Source organism: Treponema sp. OMZ 838 (assembly GCF_000775995.1).
In the GTDB taxonomy this organism is placed as follows: domain Bacteria; phylum Spirochaetota; class Spirochaetia; order Treponematales; family Treponemataceae; genus Treponema.
The window spans coordinates 180,300-200,384 of the sequence record NZ_CP009227.1; the positions used below are offsets into that span (position 1 = coordinate 180,300).

Annotated in this window: 15 protein-coding genes; 3 read left to right on the plus strand and 12 right to left on the minus strand. The window is 48.6% G+C overall.

The annotated features are described in order from the left end of the window. Positions 1-7 precede the first annotated feature (7 nt). The gene (locus tag QI63_RS00775) at positions 8-874 is read left to right on the plus strand and encodes a carbohydrate ABC transporter permease (protein WP_044013008.1); all 867 of its coding nucleotides are present in this window, start codon (positions 8-10) and stop codon (positions 872-874) included. A gap of 303 nt (positions 875-1,177) precedes the next feature. After that, on the plus strand, positions 1,178-1,657 hold the full coding sequence (locus tag QI63_RS00780) for a GNAT family N-acetyltransferase (RefSeq protein ID WP_006188065.1): 480 nt from the start codon (positions 1,178-1,180) through the stop codon (positions 1,655-1,657). A gap of 81 nt (positions 1,658-1,738) precedes the next feature. Here the strand turns inward: QI63_RS00780 and QI63_RS00785 are convergent, their stop codons facing one another. The 6 genes from QI63_RS00785 to QI63_RS00810 form a co-directional block, all read right to left on the minus strand. Continuing rightward, a complete protein-coding gene (locus QI63_RS00785; RefSeq protein ID WP_006188064.1) occupies positions 1,739-1,909 on the minus strand; it encodes a hypothetical protein in 171 nt (56 codons plus the stop codon). Then, a complete protein-coding gene (locus tag QI63_RS00790; protein WP_006188063.1) occupies positions 1,910-2,494 on the minus strand; it encodes a methyltransferase domain-containing protein in 585 nt (194 codons plus the stop codon). 101 nt (positions 2,495-2,595) lie between these two features. Next, positions 2,596-6,330 carry a DEAD/DEAH box helicase gene (locus QI63_RS00795; protein WP_044013012.1) on the minus strand — a complete coding sequence of 1,245 codons (3,735 nt, stop codon included), beginning with the start codon at positions 6,328-6,330 and terminating at the stop codon, positions 2,596-2,598. A 75-nt stretch (positions 6,331-6,405) separates the two neighbouring features. Further along, the gene (locus tag QI63_RS00800; protein ID WP_044013014.1) at positions 6,406-8,463 is read right to left on the minus strand and encodes a hypothetical protein; all 2,058 of its coding nucleotides are present in this window, start codon (positions 8,461-8,463) and stop codon (positions 6,406-6,408) included. Positions 8,464-8,486: 23 nt separating this feature from the next. Further along, positions 8,487-9,155: a tetratricopeptide repeat protein gene (locus tag QI63_RS00805; RefSeq protein WP_044013016.1), complete on the minus strand. Its 669-nt coding sequence runs from the start codon at positions 9,153-9,155 to the stop codon at positions 8,487-8,489. Between the two features lie 12 nt (positions 9,156-9,167). Then, the gene (locus QI63_RS00810) at positions 9,168-10,322 is read right to left on the minus strand and encodes a galactokinase (protein ID WP_044013018.1); all 1,155 of its coding nucleotides are present in this window, start codon (positions 10,320-10,322) and stop codon (positions 9,168-9,170) included. A 63-nt stretch (positions 10,323-10,385) separates the two neighbouring features. On the opposite strand from QI63_RS00810, the gene lnt reads away from it, so the two are divergent. Beyond that, positions 10,386-12,137 carry an apolipoprotein N-acyltransferase gene (lnt, locus tag QI63_RS00815; RefSeq protein ID WP_052185438.1) on the plus strand — a complete coding sequence of 584 codons (1,752 nt, stop codon included), beginning with the start codon at positions 10,386-10,388 and terminating at the stop codon, positions 12,135-12,137. A 20-nt stretch (positions 12,138-12,157) separates the two neighbouring features. On the opposite strand, the gene QI63_RS00820 is transcribed toward lnt, so the two are convergent. The 6 genes from QI63_RS00820 to QI63_RS00850 all read right to left on the minus strand — a co-directional run bounded on the left by QI63_RS00820 (position 12,158) and on the right by QI63_RS00850 (position 19,852). Beyond that, complete coding sequence (locus QI63_RS00820) at positions 12,158-13,726, minus strand: NFACT RNA binding domain-containing protein (protein WP_044013020.1); 1,569 nt, start codon at positions 13,724-13,726, stop codon at positions 12,158-12,160. 351 nt (positions 13,727-14,077) lie between these two features. After that, positions 14,078-14,755, minus strand: coding sequence for an ABC transporter ATP-binding protein (locus tag QI63_RS00825; protein ID WP_081984370.1), 678 nt, complete (start codon positions 14,753-14,755; stop codon positions 14,078-14,080). Between the two features lie 340 nt (positions 14,756-15,095). Then, positions 15,096-16,721 (minus strand): ABC transporter permease, encoded by a 1,626-nt coding sequence (locus QI63_RS00835; protein ID WP_044013026.1) that lies wholly within the window; start codon positions 16,719-16,721, stop codon positions 15,096-15,098. A gap of 31 nt (positions 16,722-16,752) precedes the next feature. Next, entirely contained in the window at positions 16,753-17,772 is a 1,020-nt protein-coding gene (locus QI63_RS00840; protein WP_044016868.1) for a thiamine ABC transporter substrate-binding protein, read from the minus strand. Positions 17,773-18,007: 235 nt separating this feature from the next. Next, positions 18,008-18,433: a hypothetical protein gene (locus QI63_RS00845; protein WP_235619733.1), complete on the minus strand. Its 426-nt coding sequence runs from the start codon at positions 18,431-18,433 to the stop codon at positions 18,008-18,010. A 288-nt stretch (positions 18,434-18,721) separates the two neighbouring features. Next, on the minus strand, positions 18,722-19,852 hold the full coding sequence (locus tag QI63_RS00850; protein ID WP_081984452.1) for an anhydro-N-acetylmuramic acid kinase: 1,131 nt from the start codon (positions 19,850-19,852) through the stop codon (positions 18,722-18,724). Positions 19,853-20,085 lie beyond the last annotated feature (233 nt).

Here is a 20,085-nt window from a genome sequence, read left to right on the forward strand (position 1 = left end):
GTGATCTATGCAATCAAGACAAAAATCGTTCACTATTTTTAATCTTATTCTGTTCATTGTGATGGCGTTTATCGTACTCATCTGCATTGTACCGTTCATATATATGATTGCCCTGTCTTTTTCCGACCCCGCAGCCATCATGCAAAACAAAGTATCATTTTTACCGGTAGGATTTACAACTGCGGCATATAAGCAAATATTCACATACCCGAATTTCTTTAAAGCATACGGTAATACTATTTTCTATACTTTTTTCGGCACCCTTATTGCACTCTGCTTTACCTCGACTTTTGCGTATCCGCTTTCAAAGAAGTTTTTACGAGGAACCGGCATCATCATGAAGCTGATAGTCTTTTCGATGTTTTTTTCGGGAGGTTTAATCCCCACCTATCTGCTTATTTCTTCATTACATTTAACAGGTACGGTATTCGCGATATTGCTTCCCTTTGCCATCAATCAGTTCCACTTGATTATCTTAATAAACTTTTTTAAAGCCTTTCCGCATGAACTGGAAGAAGCTGCATTGATAGACGGACTCGGCTACTTTAGAATTTTCATGGAAATTGTCATTCCTCTTTCGACTCCTGCTTTAGCGGCAATTGGTCTCTATACGGCAGTATTCTTTTGGAATGATTGGTTTAACGGATTGATCTACTTAAAGTCTTCACAGTTCCCTGTTATGCTGTTCTTACGCAATATCGTCAACGGTACGGCAACAATGGGGGATGGAGCCGGCAGCGCAGATATGTCGGTTATCGGTATTTCGATTAAAGCCGCTGTCATTATCGTTTCGACGCTGCCGATTATCCTGCTTTATCCTTTCCTGCAAAAATACTTTGTGAAAGGGCTGACAATCGGCTCGGTAAAAGGCTAAATAGTAAGAAAACTGTCTAAAAACCGAAGTTTTTGGACAGCCCCTTCTCTTTTGAAGACATCTTCAAACTCTTTAGGATATTTTCCTCCTAACAAATGATATGCTTCTATCTAGGTAGTAATTGTAAATGTAATATTTTTTCACATCTTTGATTTTCAAAGCAAACAAATCGCCTATAAGTATATAAATAAATATCAATGCAGTCATTACACACCGTTATTCCCCTGCCAAAATAAAACCTTCCTTTATGTTTCCCGCTATTCTATGCTATACTGTTTTATCTGATGAGAGAAAGGAAAAGATATGGCAGATATGTTGGTGAACTTGCTCCGGCTGCCTCCGGCAGAAGAGCTTTATGCGGAATTGCAGCGGAAATACGATGTGCATATTCGGCGCGCGATGACGCCCGATAAGTTTCGAATCGTTGAATGGGTGAAAGAACATTCCACTTTAAGCGCAGCAGGCGAATGCGATACCTGCTTTTCCCGCATACCGGTGAGCTGCTTTATCGCTACCCGCGGGCAGAACATACTCGGATATGCGTGCTATAACGCAACCGCGCCCGACTTTTTTGGCCCTACAAAGGTATTGGAAGATGAGCAGGGGAAAGGTATCGGCAAAGCGCTGCTGCTCGCATCGCTCCATGCCCTACGCAACGAAGGGTATGCCTATGCCATTATCGGAGGAGTCGGTCCCGAAGCCTTCTATCAAAAAACCGTCGGCGCCGTTTTAATTGACGGCTCTACGCCCGGTATTTACAAAGACTTTCTACCGAAACTCTAGGGCGTGGAGCCTGTGTTTTTATCCCAAAGGTTAGCGATGGGAGCTGCGCCGAAGGCGTTCCGGAACGAAAGGGTATAACATTTATTTTTCTGCGTAAATGAGGCTGCTTTGGATATAGGTTTTTATTGCCAAGCCGTGTCCCCATTTCTTTGCGTATTCGTCTGAAACGTCTTTTGAACGTATGATTATGTTGATAAAGCCGATTTTTTCAAAGGTGTCTTTTATCTGCTCCGCAGACCAAGCTCCCCCCACTCACGTTTTTACCATATCGGGATCAGAGATCCATTCGTGCGGCAAAGCAGCCTTTAAAGTGATGTCGGAAATCGCGACTCTTCCGCCTTTGCGAAGACAGCGGTAAAGCTCTGAATACACTCCATATTTATCCGTTGACAAATTTATCACGCAATTACTCATGATGAGATCGAGGGAACTATCGGAAAGCGGAATATGTTCAATTTCGCCAAGTATAAATTCGCAATTGGTAAACCCGTTTTTTACGGCGATTTCCGAAGCGCGGCTGATCATAGTTTTTGAGCTGTCAAGCCCGAAAACTTTTCCGTTTTTACCGACAGCTTTTGACGCTATAAAGCAGTCAAGTCCTCTTCCGCATCCTAAGTCAAGGATGGTTTCGTTTAAGCGGGGCTTGGCAGCTTCTTGCGGATTTCCACAGCCGAGCCCGAGGTCGGCCTCTTTCGGAATGCCGACCAAATCTTGTGCGGCATAGCCTATCGAAGTCGTTATCTTTTCAGCCTCACCATGTACGGAAAGGCTTCCCTGTGCCAGATTTTCGTAATGCTCTTTGACGGCTTCTTTCACCGCATTCTTATCGTAACTCATTCAAATGATTATATCCTCGCTTGCTCTTTTAGACTATACCGTTCCATGTGAACTGTTTACAATGAGGCATCTCCTAAAACGCTTAAGTGTGTTGCGGTTCTTTACTGAAACAACTCGGCAAGTTCTTCATTGCTCATCTTGCCGATCCACGATTCGCCGCCGCTCAAGGTCATCTGAGAAATATGCCGCTTCTTTTGAATCATCTCATCGATTTTTTCTTCAAAGGTACCGGCGCAGATAAAACGGGACACAAACACGGTGTTGTGCTGCCCGATTCGGAATGCGCGGTCGGTCGCCTGATCTTCTATCGCAGGGTTGTACCAGAGGTCAAAGTGGATAACGCGGGTCGCAGCGGTAAGGTTTAAGCCGGTACCGCCTGCCTTGAGCGAAATAAGAAAGATGCGTTGCGCCGGATCGGTTTGGAACGATTCGACCGCGGCCTTCCGTGCGGTAAGCGGCATCTGTCCGTGCAAGAGGAGCGGCTCATCGCCGAATTGCTCCTGTATCAGCTTCCGCAGTAAAAAGAGCGTTTGCGTGTATTGGCTGAAAATCAGTGTCTTTTCGCCGGCGTCCAATATTTCGCCGAGCAGCTGCATCAGCGCGGCGGTCTTGCCGGAAAGCGCCGTATCGGTCTGAAAGCTTTCGTCATAGACATGGGGATGGTTGCACACCTGCTTTAAGGCGGTCAGCAGTTTCAGTACCAACGCATTCCGCTGAATCCCCTCCTCCGCCTTCAACACGCTTTTCAGCTGCGTTTCAACAAGGCTTTCGTACAGCGCGATTTGCTCCGGCGTCAGGCGGCAGTATTGCGGCGTAATCACTTTTTCCGGTAAGTCGGAAATAACGGCGGGGTCGGTTTTAAGGCGGCGGAGTAAAAACGGCGCGGTAATCTTTTGGAATGATTCCGCAGTCTCCGCATCGCCGTGCAGCTCGATGGGTATGCGCCATTTTTTACGGAAGGTTTCCGAAGAGCCGAGATAACCCGGAATGATAAAATCGAACAAGGCGCGCATATCCTCAAGGCTGTTTTCAACCGGCGTACCGGTCATCGCGATGCGGGACTGTGCCTGCAAAAGCCTGAGCGCTTGAGCGTTTTTGGTCTGCGTATTTTTAACCGCCTGCGCTTCGTCGATAATCAGGCAGTCAAAGGTCTTTTCGGAAAGTTTTTTTACATCCCGCTGGAGGGTCTGATACGTCGTAATATGAATGTCAGACTTTGCGGAAAACCGCCGCCCCTGTCCGTGCAAGATTGTACAACGCAGCGACGGAGCAAAGGTGTGCAGCTCATGTTCCCAGTTCGGCAAAAGACTTGCCGGAGCTGCGATAAGGATGCCGCTATGCTCAAAGCCCTGTTCTTTCAATTTGAGAATAAGGGCGATAACTTGCAGCGTTTTACCAAGCCCCATATCATCCCCCAATAGACAGCCGAAGCCGCTTCTAATGGTAGAATAGAGCCACTGAAAACCTTTTTTCTGATACGGCCGGAGCGTCGCCTGCAATGTGCGGGGTACTGCGGCATCCGTTTCCCGAAAGAGCGAATAAGAAAACGGCGCGCCGTCCGCCATTACGGTATCTCCGGTCAATGTCCCTTGAATGACCTCATTGATGCCGGGTCTTTCGTGCTGCATGGTTTCGAGAAGACGCGCCGTGTGTTCGGGATCGACAAGGATGTAGCGGTCGTTAAATCTCACCAAACCGCTGCTCTGCTTCATCAATGCGCGGAATTTCTTGGCGCTGATGACGGTATCGCCAAGCATAATGCTGCGGTCATAATCCATCAGATTATCAAGGCTGAGGTACGACTGTACGGCGCCGGCTCCCTTTTGTCGTTTCAGCTGGAACACCGCCCGCGGTTTCAGCGCCCGCTGCAACGTCTTAGGCAGCACGACCTCTATCCCAAAACGGGAGAGGAGCGGCGCCGCCGTCCGTAAAAACACCGCCGTCTCTTCCTGCGTAAGCGGAACCGACTTTTGCCCGATCATCTCCGTTAATTTCGGCAGATATGCGGAAAGCGCAATCGCGAACTCCACCGTTTTGCTTTCCAGCTGTACGGAGTCGGCGATACGGGAAAACGGTACGAACCGGTTGTTCGTTTCTTCGCTGTGGCACACCTCGGCGGAAATCTGAAAGTCAGACTGTTTTGCCTCCTCCAAGATGAGCCGGAAATGGAGGCTGTTGCTGTCGTAGTAGAGCACGGCAAGCCAACGGGTAATCGATGCGGGAAGGCGGCGCATACCCGGCGCCTTCGTGTTGATAGTCGCGCCTTGGAAAAAGAGAGCCGCAATTTCCTGTTCCGCTTGGCGGATACCGGAGGGCATAAAACCGGTAGTATGCACATATTCGGTGAGGAACGCCGTCAGCAGCAGTTCGGTGCAGTACCGCCTGCCCCAGCTCTTAACTTGCGGAAAAAATGCTTCGGTGATAAAGAGGGCGCAGCGGTCGATTGCTGCGGAAACAGCCTGCGCCGAAGTCAGCGGCTTCCAAAATATCGCCAGTTTCCGCGTTCCCGGATCGAGGTATACCGCCGGCAGCAGCGCAGACTCGGCGACGAGCCGCTCTCCGAGTGTCAGTACCGTATATGCCGCCTTCATACCATCCGGAGAATCCGTAAGGGGTGTAACGCCGCGCAACAGGTGAAGTGCTTGCACGAGTGTCAGCGCGGCCTCCGTACCGTTCGGAAGCCGCACGCGGAGCTGCAACGCTGCTTCTTTCTGCAAGGGGAAAGCCGGAACCTCTGTCGTTTTTTGCGTCGGCAGTTTTGCCGTATCGAGCCGAACCGGCGTGTACAAAAGGCGGCTTGAATCGCACAGCGTTGCCGCCGATGCGCAGCCCGTACCGGATTTCATTAAAACGGCAATCCGCTGCTCAAGCGTCAACTCGAATTCTTTGTTCTGCCGGACAATCAGTTTATGGTATAGCTCTTTAAAGGCAGCCACCAAGTCATCATCATAAAACGGTGTAAGCGGCGGAAGCAGCGCGGAAATCAGCGGTAAAAACGATTCTTCAAGTGGAAAGCGGGGAAGCTCCGCGGGTACGTCCAGCGCAGGCTCATCCGCACGGCGCAGGGATAACGGCACCGGATGTTCGTATTCGGGTTCTGACGGCACTGAAAAAGACGATGCTTTAGTTGCCCTACCCGCCACGCCGGATTGCCTCGCTTTTCTTTGCGCTCCGGCGGTTGAGGCATTATCGGTTGCCGGTGCAGTATTATCCGCCGGTGTAACACCCATTGCGGAATCCGCTGCCGTAGTATCCGCCGGTGATGCGCCCTGCTCCGATACGACGGTTAGAGCCGATTCGGCAGACTTTTCCCGTGCGGCGGGCAGTATTTTTTCCCGCAGTTCGGCGAGATCGATGCCCGCAAGCTGAAAGAGGAGCCGCGGATCGTGGTCGATTTCTTTTGCCAAAATATACAGCACCGCAGCGATGTGTTTACACAGGGAGGCGGAGTCGGGACAGGAGCAATCGCTTTCGATAAGGCTCCAGCGGCGGGGAATAAACCGTATATCCTTTGCCTCAAAGAGCGTTACAAGACGTTCCGTCATCGTACCGCTTCCCAATGCGATGAAGTCGGCGGGATGCTCCGTTAAGATTTTTTCCAATTTTTTTCGATTCGGTTCGGAAATACGGGGAAAGGTGAGCGAAATATAGTACCAGGGGTCATAATGCCCCGCAACACGGGCAGCAACTTTATTACCGGTAATAACGAGGGAATCTACCTTACCGGTATTCGCGTAACTTTTCCCCCGCGACACCCGCCCGTCGCCGTCATAGCTTTCGATCATCCGTAAAAACCATGCGCCCCACGGTGTCATTCCGTACTTACTGCGTGCCATGAACTGATTTTATTAGATCGGCGTATCATTCTGCAAAACCGAACAATACGCCGTGTATTCGCGGAACGGCCGGTTTTATTCCAACGGAGCGAAATAGCCGGTTTCATCTCTGCCCGAACGGGTTAAAAGCCGTACTTCAACTTCAACCGGTAAATAGGCGCGGCCGAAGTCGGTGGGCAATGTCGAGGTATAGCTCAACTGATACGAACCTATGGGTTTGGCGATTAAATCTTCAATAATCGGAGACAGTCCCTGTTCGGCATAGATATACGTACTCGTTCCGCCCGTTTTTGTACAAAGATATGCCAATTCTGCCGGTAATGTCCGCGGCTTTAGATTAACCGCATAAAAACGGATACCGTTGTTGGTCATATATGCGGCAAGATCGTTTAAGCTGTACTGCTTAAAGCTGTCGGAACCGATATCTTCAAACGACAAGAACACGATAGCCCGCTTCGGAGCCGCATTAATAAGCTCCCCGCTCGCAAGCCGCAATGCAAGATCGCAGTTCCATACCGGAGACCATGCCGCCTTTAATTTAAGCGGCTGCGATAAGAGCGCTTCGGGAGAAAACTTCCCTTCCAATACCGGAAGCTGAGATGCCGACACAACGGAAACTTTTCCTTTCCCTTGCATTGACTCGGCAAGCTCTTTTACCACCGTCTTAACCAGCTCAAATTCCTTTTCCGACTGAGGAGATCGCTCAATTACAACAGCAATATCGCAGCCGGTATTGAGGTAGGCGGCGCCTTTTAAAGTAAAATCATTGACTTGCCGGTTCGATTCGGTCAAGAAAAAATTATTCGCCGTTAAACCGACCAGCGGCTGCCCCATCCGGTTTTCTACGCGGACATCGACGGTAACTGTCGGGAACTTATCGGCATAGACGCGGTCGAAGCGGACAAACAAACCGCCCGCCAGTTCGTTGATATGAGAAAAGACTTGAATATTTCCGTTTTTATAATCGGCTAACAAAAGGCTGCCGTTGGCATCGGGAATCGCCGCGGTTACACGGGCAGGTGCATTTCCTAAACTTGCAACGGTATACAAACTCGCTAAGCCGATATCGACCAAGTACACCTTATTGGCACAGGACACCAGCAGATTGTTTTTCCATACCCGCATCGACTCCGCCTGTACAACACTTCCGTCCGGCAGCAGAGTTCTGATATAGTTTCCCGCCGTATCAAACACATAGATAGAGCCTTTTACCGAATCCGCAACGTAGACCAAATCGTCTAGGATTGCGATACCTGCCGGAGCGGTAAAGCCCGGGAATATGCCGCTGCGCTGCCCGAACGTAAAAAGCCCTTCTCCGTCCGGAGAAAACACCACAACGCGGGCGTTACCGAAATCCGTTACAAAAATATTTCCATAAGAATCGTGCGCTAAAAACTGAGGGCCGATACACTGCCCGTCGCCCCTTCCTCTGGTTCCGAACGACTTAATGAATTTTCCGTCTTTGGTAAGCAGCGAAAGCCGATCGGCGGCAAATTCGGAAATGAGCAGGTTCCCGTTTTTAAGCGGTAAAATATCAAAAGGACGGTCGAAGCCCTGCAAAGGGCCGCTCGTCCGGTCAAGCACAATGCCATTAATATCGAAGTGTACCAATTCGTTGGAACCGTAGGCGACTACCCAGAAACTGCCGTCTCCCATTGCCGCAACCGAAAGCGGCTGTCTAAAAAAGACTTCCGTTCCGTGCTTTGATTCAAATACGGCGGTCTCTACATAGCGTACCGATTCCGCAAAATCGGGCTGAGAACTGCGTCGTTCTTTAACAACCTCTATTTTGTTTTTCAAAAGCTGTCCGCCGTATCCGGAAGCGGAAGCCGCCGACCACTGCTCAAGCGCAGCGCCCTCAATACCGGAGCGGTAATAAGCCTGCCCAAGCCAATCCAAGATGAGCGGATCGCCGGGGATATGCGTGAGGGCTTTTTCAAACAGCAGAATCGCTTCGTTAAAAGTTCCGCGATAATACGCCTGCACGCCGCGGCGGAATTCTTCAAATCCGTGGTCTCTGTCGGCGGAGCTTAAACGAGGCTGCAGACTGTTTGTTTGCGCAGTCAGCGCCATACCGCCGCACAATAAAAGCAGCATTAAACCGGCTGTTTGCAATAGTCTCTTTATACGCATGATACTTATCCTTTTTTTAGAGGTTATCCATTCATAATACGCTGCAAATGGCGCTTAATTATTTTATTATCGGGAAGCTGTGCATCCGCTCGTTGGATATATGATCGGGCTTCGGTATCAAAGCCCATCTTATAATATGTCCACGCCAGCGAATCCAAATAAGCGGGATTATCGGGCTGTGCATCGAGCGCCTTTTTGCACAGGATTAAAGCCCGGGTTAAATCTTTTTCAGTATCGGCAAGAATATAGCCAAGTCCATTGAGCGCTGTCGAATTATCCGGATCAAGCTCCAACGCTTTTTCATAAAGGCTCAACGACTTATCGACTTTCTCTTGCTCATACGCCAAATACGCCATCGAGGTATGTACCTGCGGAGAATCGTATCCTGCATCCAAAAGTTTTGAAAGCTCAAATTCCGCCAAACGGACACGGCCTGTTTTTGTATAAATAAAGGCTAAAATAAGCCGGCATTGATATACACGGGCAATATCGGTTCCCGCAGTGATAATCTGCTCCAAATAGACAAGCGCATTATCATATTGTAAAAGGCTCGCATAACAGAGACCGATATAATACGCCAAGTCAAAATTGAGTTCAGTATCTTTAGAAGATATCTTTAAAAATGCGGCGAGCGCTTCCTCATACCGACTTTCTCGATACAACTGTACCCCTTCTTTAAGAATCGTATCCATTTAGTGTCTCCCTCATAGTATGCGTACTCCGCCGGAAGGCTTAACTTTATAGTACAAAGGCTTAAATCCGAAAATACGTTCATAGTCGCCCAGTTTTTCAATATAGGTTTGGATATCATCCGCTCTTAAAATACTGTACGTACATCCGCCGAATCCCCGTCCCGTCAAGCGCGAACAGACAATATCGTTCATATCGGGCGCAACAAATTCCATCGCCCGTTTAACCAGCCAATCCAATTCGGGACAGGAAATTTCAAAGCGGTCGCGCAAGTTTTCTTGAGAGCGCGTTACGATGCGCGAAAACACTACCCAATCGTTTTTCTTTAAAGCGCCGATAGCGTCATCGACACTGATGGATTCACGGATAATATACAGAACCCGCCGGCGTACCGATTCGGGAATGGCAAGCTCTTCAAGATCACTTTCGGCAAGCTTACTGAAATCCTGAGGAATATCCGGCATCTTTTTTACCCGCTCGTAGGCTTCCATGCATTCCTGAATTCTATGGTTCAGCTCCTCACGCGCCAACAGACGGGGCACCCGCGAATCCGTCAAAATGATCCGGTAGTTACTGATGGGAAAGGGATAAATATCGGCTGTCTTCCGCCGATGATTCGTCCGTATGCAGTGTCCCGCCTTTGCATATAATGCGCACAGAATATCCGCGCGGTGAGGATAGGTTTTCAGGTGCTGCACATTTGCATTTTCCAAAATATCGACAAGGTCAGCCTTCGTAAGCCGCGGTGCAAATACCTTCCGTAATGCCATCGCCGTTGCAACCTTGAGCGCATTCGGCGTACCGAGCCCTGCATCCGCCGGTATTTCGGAAAGGATGGTAAAATTGAGCCCTGTCATCTCAATCCCTTGATCCATAAAAGAAAGAATAACAGCTTTTATCGAATTTGCCCAACGATCCTCTTTACGATACCGAAGGTTGGCAGCCGCAACTTTTTTCCGCTCTTTAAGCGACAGAGAAAGGAATCGATAATTAGAATCTTTTCGTTTTGAAACACAAAGATACAGATAATGATCAATTGCCATCGAAAGCGTATTGCCCTGTGCAAACCATGTATGCTCACCTAAAAGGTGAAAGCGTCCAGGAACCGCAACGGTTATTTCCGGCTCGTCTCCATATTCGTCTACATGAAACGGTAGAATCTTCTGCATACTTTCTATAATATCCCTTATATTGAAACAATTCAAGAAAAATGATTAAATTACCTCAAAATTATGTCGGTTATTTCATCTTTTTTAGCGGTTTTATGCTCTGCGGTGCTGCTTTCACTCGGGATACCGAATGAATACCTGCATTTTGGGTCTGCACTGTTCGGTATCATTGCACTGATACCGTTATATGCCGCATTTTGCATCAGCCCGGCACGAAGACGTATTGCGTGGATGTTCGGCGCTCTGATAGCCCTTGTCCACCTGTTCTCCAGTTTTTGGTTGGCGTATTTTGAAAACTTTGCCATTTTTACCCTCGGCGCTTCCACCGCCGCTTATGTGTTCCTCGGCTTCCTTTTCGGACATTGGTTCTATTATGCAATGAAACTACCGCTAGGACTGCGCCCGTTCGCCTTTGCCTGCTTATGGACACTCTGGGAATGGTTTAAGGGAAGCGGCTTTGTCGCCTATCCGTGGGGCGGCCTTTCGATGACCACGCTATCGCTGCGCCCGCTCATTCAAATAGCCGATATTACCGGCGTATGGGGAATCACCTTTCTTGTTGCATTGATTTCCGCGCTTCTTGCGGAAACAATCCGGGCGGCAGCAGGTTTAACCGCCGGTTTTTCAAAGCCGCACGGGAGACCGCTGCTCCGCCCGCTAATCTTTACCGCCGTGCTGTTGCTGCTGATTAACGGATACGGACTTTTCCGTATGTACCAAAAAAGAACACCGCAACAGAACCTCACCCTTGTATTGGTGCAGCAAAATACCGACCCGTGGGTTTCCGGCCTCGATTCGTTTTTTGACAATCTGCATAACACCCAAGAACTCACCGAAAAGGCAATTACCGAATCACCGGTTAAACCGGATCTTATCGTATGGAACGAAAGCAGTCTTGCATACGGCTACGACCAATTTCAAGATTATTATAGGCGGCTTCCCTTTAAAGAGTCCTTCACCGATTTTTTGCAGCGGATGGATATTCCGATTTTAACGGGTTCTCCGCTGTTACTGGATGCCGAACGCGGAAAATACTCGAATTCCGTCTATCTTATTGCGCCTGACGGAACGGTGCTCGACACTTATTCAAAGATACAGCTGATCTGCTTTGCGGAATATATTCCCTTTATTGACCATCCGTTTGTGCAGCGTTTTTTTGACTCACTAGTCGGTTTTTCATCGGGATGGGCGCCGGGAACGGAATATAAAGCGATGACGTTTACCGCGCAAAACAGAAATTATGTCCGGTTCGCTGCGCCCATCTGTTTTGAGGATGCCTTTCCGACACTCTGTGCCGATTTGCACAATCAGAAAAGCAATATCTTAATTAACCTGACCAATGATTCATGGTCAAAAACGGCGAGCGCGGAATATCAGCATTTTGCCGTCGCCTATTTCCGTGCAATTGAACTGCGAACGCCGCTTGTCCGCTCTACCAACGGCGGCTATACCTGCGTTGTCGATCCTGTCGGAAATATTACCGCAAGCCTTCCGCTCTTTACCGCAGATTCTCTGAGCGTTTCCGTACCGATCTATCCGTACCGCCGGACTTTTTATGCACAATGGAAGGACTGGCTACCCGCGCTTTTCTTAGTAATTGCGCTTATCTCAGCAGTAGCATACCGGTTCAGCCCCGCGTTTTGCAAAAAAGCGGTTGTGTATATGGAACATCCGCTCGCATGGCTCTCTCCCGCCGAACGAAGAAAGCGGCAACGGAAACAGCTCTGGAAAAAAACGTGGTTTAGGAAGCAGCGGAAAACGGACGCATTACAGGCTCTTCACTCCCGCACTTTCTCATTTTTAATCCATAATTAAGAATTATCACCCATTACCCATCAGCTAAGTGCTTCTCCCCGTGACTGTTCAAGCTGTTTCAGAACCGCCGGATCAAGTTTAACGGAAAGATTTTTTTCGTTTGACGGGAGCACGGTTCCTTTCGGTGCGTTCTTCGCCCTCCGCAAATCCTTCACTGCAGTGTAGTAGAGATCGGCTTGCCCGTTCCGGCGCGCCTTTGAATAAAATACGGCGAGGTTCCCTGCGGCAATCAGCACCGGCAGCGGAACGGTCTTTCCGTTTCTGTTTTTGATAAAGACATAGCCGCCGGAATAGTCCCGCACATGGAGCCATATATCCTTGCCCCGCACGTGATGCCGCAGCAGCTCATCGTTTTCGGCGGCTGTCCTGCCGACATACAGAATCCATCCGTCATGGTAGAACGTAAGTCCCGGCCGCTCTTTTTCTTGAGCCGCCTGTTTCCGCTGCACGGGTATCTTCCGCTTGTGCAGCACCTTTTCGATAAGGTAAGGATTTTCTTCACCCCGCAGCTTTGCAAGTTCTTCGTTAAGCGCGGCGAGCGTCTGCTTGGAGGCTTCGATGTCATCGGTGAGCGCCTCAAGCCCCGAAACCGCTTTTTTATACCGCGCATAGTATCCGGCGGCATTTTCCTGCGCGGTTTTTCTCGGGTCGAGAGCGATGCGGATAATCCGGTTGTCCGCCGCATAATCTTCAAGCTCGACAGAAGAGGAGTCTTGCGGAATCCGGTAGAGATTTGCCAGCAATAAATCGCCTTGATGTTTCAGCGTATCAGCCTGCAAAAACGAATGCTTTTTCGCTTCGAGTTTTTCCAGCGCACGGAAAATCTTCTCTATTTTAAGGCCGTAAAAACGCTCCGCTTCCGCACGTAAGGCTTCGAGCGAAAGCACAGGCGCCTGCCGCGCGTACCATTCGTCAATCGCTTCGTTAAAGGTCTTGGACGCATCATAGCTGCGGATGGTGTAGGTTTTTACCGGTTTGTCAGCGGCAGGAGAAGATACGACAGCAGACGTGTTTTTTGCATTCGATGCGGAAGATACAGCAGCGGATGCGCTTTCTGCAACGGCTTTTGATTCGCTGCCTGCCGCAGCACTCGGCTCATTTCCAAAAGTCTGCGCCGCAGCGGCTTCGGATTCTCCCGGTAGAGGCTGCCACGGCTCTCCGCTCACTTCATGACGGGAAGGGCGACGGTAAAAGGCATCGACGATAATGCCGTTATCGACAAGCAGCATATTCGCCGCTCCGCTCCACAACCGAATATAGAGGTAGAGCGTATCTGAAGCGGTCTCCAACGAAAGCCTGACAATGCGATCGTTGTTCAGCTGGACAGCCTCGGTAATCTTGGCGCCGCGGAGACGGGAACGGAGCAGCTCCATAAAACGGAGCGGCTTGTCGAACTTAGGAATCTTCCGCGTAGTTTCATGCAAGCGGCATGCCCCCGGTTCAAGACAGATGACTAAACTCATCGGGCGGGTCTTATAGAGGTGCAGCACCATCACTGAATAGGATGACTGTACCACCTTTTGTATGTATGAGCCTTCCAAATCGAGCTCTTCCAGTATCTTATCGATTTCAGCGCAATTAAGCGACATCTACACCTCCAGTCACAGGGCAAACGCATCAGATGCTTTTTGGATATCCCCGCAGAATCACGAGGCTGTTCAACCAGAGTTTCGCCGCTTTGCGTCTCAAATGGTCTCACAGCCTCGTGATTCTGCGATTTTTATCTATTTGTCTGATGCGTTTGCCCTTATCTCAAAAATAATCTGATCGAAATTTTATTTCTTTAAAATGCAACAGATGAACAAAGTGTGAACTTTTGAAGCTGTTGCATTCGTGCGCGAATGCGCACATATAATCTGCGATATTTGCCGAATGGCAAACTCGCGGTTAAGGTGAGCGGCGTCATTTTAGACGCTCACCTTATGCCTTCGAAATTTCGATCAGGAGGAAGGCATTTCGATGATGTTGTCGGCGAGGTACTCGGCTTCATCGCGGTCATGGGTAACGTAGATTGCCGTGTACCGCATTTCGGCTTGGTGCTTTTTGAGCTCTTCGCGGAGTTTAAGCCGCAGCGGAGCGTCGAGGGCGGAAAGCGGTTCGTCAAACAAAACCACGAGCGGGTTTACCGCAAGCGTCCGCGCAAGGGCGACGCGCTGCCGCTCCCCGCCGGAAAGCCCTTCAATCCGTCTTTTTTCCATACCGGTCAGCCCGAAACGTTCAAGCCATTCCGCAGCAGCCCGCCTGCTTTCCCTTTTGGATATCCCTTGCGAAACGAGGCCGTACCCGATATTGTCCTCGACGCTTAAATGAGGGAATAACGCATAGTCCTGAAAGACCATACCAACGCTGCGGTTTTTGACCGGCTCATCGGTAATATCGTGTCCGTTTAAAAAGACGTTTCCCGAATCGGCGGGCAATAAACCTGCGATCATTTTAAGCACGGTTGACTTACCGCAACCCGACGAACCGAGCAGCGCAAGCGTCCCTGCCTTTTCCACCGAACAGGAAAGACTGATAGTCTTTGTCGGCATCCGCTTCGTCAAACAGACAAGCCGGAGAAATGCCTCACTTTCATCATTTGCTCTATTTATCGGAAAACCCATCGAATCATCTTTCATATACGCTCCCTACCATACGCACTTTTGATACACAGGGCAACCGCACTTTAATCTTTCCAAGCGGTTGTCTTCCTTACGTTCAAAATTTTAAATAAAATTTTGAACGCTTTTTTCCACAGAAGGACAAACGCATCAGACAGGTTGATATAAATCGCAAAATAAAGAGGCCGTGAGACCATTTGAACCGCGAAGAGGTTCAACTCTGGTTGAACGGCCTCTTTATTTTGCGGGACAATATGAACACTGTACTTCCTTGTACAGTGTTCATAACAAGTTTTTCTAACGAAAAACTTGCTGCTGATTAGTGTCACCGCCATCCGTGGCGGACATGACAAAACGTCTAATGCATTTGTCCGCGCTCCCTCACCGTGTCCTGAATATAAAAGAGCGAGCCCGTCAGCACGGCAAGAATCACCGCGATACCGGCGCTTTCGGTGAACCGGTACGAACCGGCAAAACGGAACAGCATCAGCGCGAGGTTTTCAAAGTTCGGAATGTGCAGCAGAAGCGGCAGCGATGCGTCTCCCGCACTGATTGCAAACACACAGCACAGCGCAGATATAATACCGGTTTTGCATAACGGTAGAAATACCCGAAAAAATGCATCCGTGCGGGTAGAGGACAAAAGACGGGCGGCGTCGAGTACCGAACGGGGAATTTTTGCGAGGCCGGTCTCTATTTGCATCCACGCAAAGGGCCACGCAAGCGAACTTTGCACAATAACCAGCAACAGCAGCGACGGCATGGTATCAAGCTTCAACCACCCCGCTCCCAATACAATAGAAGAAACTGCAAAAGGAATGAGCGGTAGGCTTTTATACCACTTCCGATTCGATTGAAACGCTGCATACGCGAAAAAAAGCGCAGCCGTTACAGAAAGTACGGCAGTACCGATCCCCGTCTGCATGGTGTGCCGTACCGCGCTCCAAAAGTGAGGCCGCTGTAAAAGCTGCCGCCATGCATCAACGGTTATCGTGAGCGGCGCCTTAGGACTCGACAGGGAGTACCACACTAGAGAACCGAGCGGAAACAGTAAACAAAAACAGATAACACAGATAAGCACGGCAAAAAAGATCTGTTCCGCTGCGCCGCCGATGTTCAACCGGCTGCGGGCGTATTGGGTGTTTTCAGCATGATCGGGTGTTCTGCTCCTTAAATAAGCGTACAGCCCTACTGCAGCCGCTGCGATACCGGTTTCCACCAGCGCAATATGCGCCGCAGTACTCGCGTGTATATCTCTGCGGATGGTTTGATACAACTCAACCTCCAGCGTTGTTACGCCGAGACCGCCCAGCAACAGAATAATCACAAAGCTGAAAAAACAATATAAAAAGATAATAACGAACGAAGCACACAGCGGCGCCTTTAATGCTGGAAAGATAACCGTTCTAAAAATGCGCAGCGGCGAGGCTCCGAGCAAAAGAGCGGCTTGTTCGGTTTCCTCAGGGAGTTGTTCCCATGCGGCGGATACGGTACGCATCGTGATGGGGAAATTATAAAAGGTGTGTACAAGCACAATGCCGCCCGTCGAATAAAGGAAGGTACCGATTGAAAGCTGTCCTGCCGAAAGCGCCGCAAGCAGTTTGTTCAGTAAACCGTTTTTTCCGAAAAAGAGGATAAACGCGAGCGCGATAACCACCGGCGGCACGCTCAAGGGTATCGCCGAAAGAGAGAGCAACAACTTTCGTCCGAAGAACCTCCGGCGGGCGCAAAAAAACGCCGCACAGAGGCCGATACCGCTTGCCCCTGCCGCAGAGAGAAACGCTTGCATCACGGTAAAGCGGGCAGCCTTCCATAAAGGCCGAAAGGCCGCTGCAGAAGCGCCCCCGCCGAAAGCCGGAAAAACGGCAGCTCCGAGCGGTACGAAAAAAGCAATCAGTACCGCACCGAATAACACCCCGCCGCCTACTACAAAAGCATTTTGCAGTAGTGTCCGCTTCGCAGCGTATCGATTAATTGAAACCATACAATTCTGCGATAAAAATACGAAAATACGGTTATTTTTCCAATACTGAAATAATAGCGTCTACCGCCGTTTCCGCCTCGGTCCCGGAAATCGTCAGCGATTTTTTCGGTATCGGGACGGTTTTAAATGATTCGGGAAGCTGCACCGCGGTATTTGCCGGATACATCCACTGCGTTTCGGGCAACACTTCCTGCGCTTTTTCGGTCAGCATAAAATCGATAAAAGCGTGAGCCGCTGCTCTATGAGGCGCATTTTTAACGACGCCCATTCCCTCAAGCGCAATCATATTCCCCTCGGCAAACGTCAATGCCTGATACCGATCGGTTTTATCATACCGGATGTGATAAGCCATACTGGTGGTATAGCTGACTGCAAGCGGAGCCTCCCCCGCCGTAAACAGCCCGTATCCGGCACTCCACGAATGGCTCATCGTCAGGATGGAAGGCATCAGTCTTTTCCAGTACGAAAGATAATCGTTCCCGTAAACAGCCTTTGTCCATGCGGCAAAACCTAAGCCGGGAGCGCTCGTGCGGGGATCCATGATAACCAAGGATTTTGCATATTCTGGTTTTGTTAAATCTTCCAGCGACTGAGGAGCAGGCACCTTTGATTGAGTGTCATACATAACCGCAAAATAGCCCCAATCATACGGGGTGAGTAGTTGATCATCAGTCATTATAACGTGTTGCGGAACAACTTTATCCAAATTCGGAGAGGTATACGGTTCCAGAACGCCTGCACTGCGCGTCTTATCGACAAGAAACGCATTGATACCGAGCAGCACATCGGCACGCGGATTCTTTTTTTCGGCCATCGCTTTCGATAGGACGGAACCAGAATCCTCGCAGATCACATAATTGACGGTGTAGCCCGTTTGCTCTTTGAAGCGTTTGGCAATTTCGGCGCCCGGTCCCCATTCAGAAGCAAAAGAGTCATAGGTATAGACTACAACGATTTTTTCCGCAGTATCTTGTTTTCCGCCTGCAAAAGCGGTTGAAGGCAGTATGATTGAACATACGATAAACAAAAAGAAATAAAGACGTAACTTCATTATTCCCTCCGCCGGCATTATCCGGATCAGGTGTAAGGCATCCGTACGGATGCCTTGTTCGGGTATGCTCTCAGCACGGAACGAATAGCTTCGATTGGGAACCTCTAAAAAGCCGATGAGGTTCTTAGAGGATCCTGTCCATTGTTCCGGCACCCCAAGTTTGCGTATCCTAGTATATTCGCAAAAAAAGTGCAAGCGATTTATCAGCTTTTGAAAATATAGAATCACATAACTGTTATTCATGTATATTACATCTAAAGTAATGATCTTCAATCTTTATCACATCGACAATTCTTTCATATCTGAATGCTTTTTGAAATTCACTGTACATCTTTTTATCCATATATGTATCTGCAGATGAATGATACAACATATCTAAATTATTATGTTTATCATAAATGATAACGCTGTATGTATCTAAAAATCCCGGATTCCATATAATTCCGACATAATTATTAAATACCCGGATATTTTTATTTTCTACATTGTTTGTGATATAACTATCAAGTTCATTTTTGTATCTTTTGAATTCTATTTTTAAGGCAATTTTTTCAGATAGCTGATTTTTCTCAATCAAAAAACCGAATAAAAGAGAACACATAATCGGCGTTAAAAAAAACAATTGTTTTATTGCTTTTGTTTTTATCGTTTTTGTGATCACAAATAAAATATTTAAAATGATACTTAATATACATACACACGCGTATATAATAGCTCCGATAAAACTGAGACTCCTCAATAGATAAAAAGAGGATAATGATAAAAAGATTAGGCTTATATTTGATACGATCACAATTATTCTGAAATATAACGTACTCTTTTCATTTTTCAAAACTAAAAACGGAATATAAATATACATGAGCAATAAAAAAAATAGCATACCCCACATATCTCCTCTCACAGCTTTTTGCCTTAATTGTTTTCGCCTTTTAAAGCTTTACCGTCCCTTTTATATACTGATCTTTCCCATCACGACAAACTTCCTTGCCCCTGTCGCAGACGGGACGTTATTCGGATTACCGCAGAGCGCTTCGTTTGCGAGTATGGCGAAGGCACACGCTTCTTTGGAATCGCTGTTTTTACCGATATCCTCATTGGTCAGCACGGAACATTCAGGCAGCAGCTGCCGCAGATGATCTAAGATGACGGGATTTCTGCAGCCGCCTCCGCCGACTATCAGCTTTTGCGGCATCGGCAATCCGAATGTGTTAAGCGAATACGCAATTGAATACGCAGTGTAATAGGTTGCCGTTCTTACAATTGTTTCCGGCGGCAACTGCAATGATGTACCTTTGTCATACAACGCTTGTGTAAACGCTTCGGAATAATGTTCTCTGCCGGTGGTCTTAGGCGGTTTTAATTGCAAATAAGGATCTGTTTTAAGAAAATCGAATAAGGTTGAATCGACGGCACCGGCTGCGGCACATTTGCCGTCTTCGTCATAATTTTGCGTACCGCCGGTAATAAGCCGCATCAAACCGTCTATCAGCATATTGCCCGGGCCGGTATCAAAGGCGATAATGCCGTTCATATCGGCATCGGCAGGCAAAAGCGTGATATTGCCGATACCGCCGATATTCTGCAAGCCGATTACCGTACCTGGTTCCCGGTATAATAGATATTCGGTAAACGGAACAAGCGGCGCCCCAGACCCGCCCGCCGCGACATCCCGAACGCGGAAATCGGCAACGGTAACGCATCCGGTTCTTTCCGCAATAACCGCCGCTTCGCCGATTTGCAGTGTGCTTTTAATATTCTTACCGAAGTAGCACCGTTCATTCGGTGCATGAAAGACCGTATGTCCATGCGAACCGATAAAATCAACCGTACTGATATCGACTTTCGCCTTTTTGCATACGGCAAAGCATGCATCTGCTGACAGCTCTCCAAGATAAACATTCATCGCGCTTAATTCTTCGCTGCCGCCGAAAGAACCGGAAGCAAGCGTCAACAGCCGCTCCCGTACTTCTTGCGGATAAGGCACGGTTAGAAAAGCACGCTCCGCAATGCGAGTATCGATACCGCAGCCGGTAATAGTCAGCAGCACCGCATCGATACCGTCAACAGACGTCCCGCTCATAAGTCCAATCGCCGTTTTTTCTTTTTTTCGTTTATAGAATCCAAATACTTCATATATTGTTCCCGAGGACAACCGTGTTTAAATATTCTAAGCGGTTGTATTCCTTTTGTGCAAAATTTTATCCAAAATTTTGCACACTTTATCTAAGAAGAAGGGGGAAACGCATCAGACCAGCATATAAAAATCGCAGAATAAGTGAGGTTGCGAGACCATTTGAACCATCTTCAACTGTT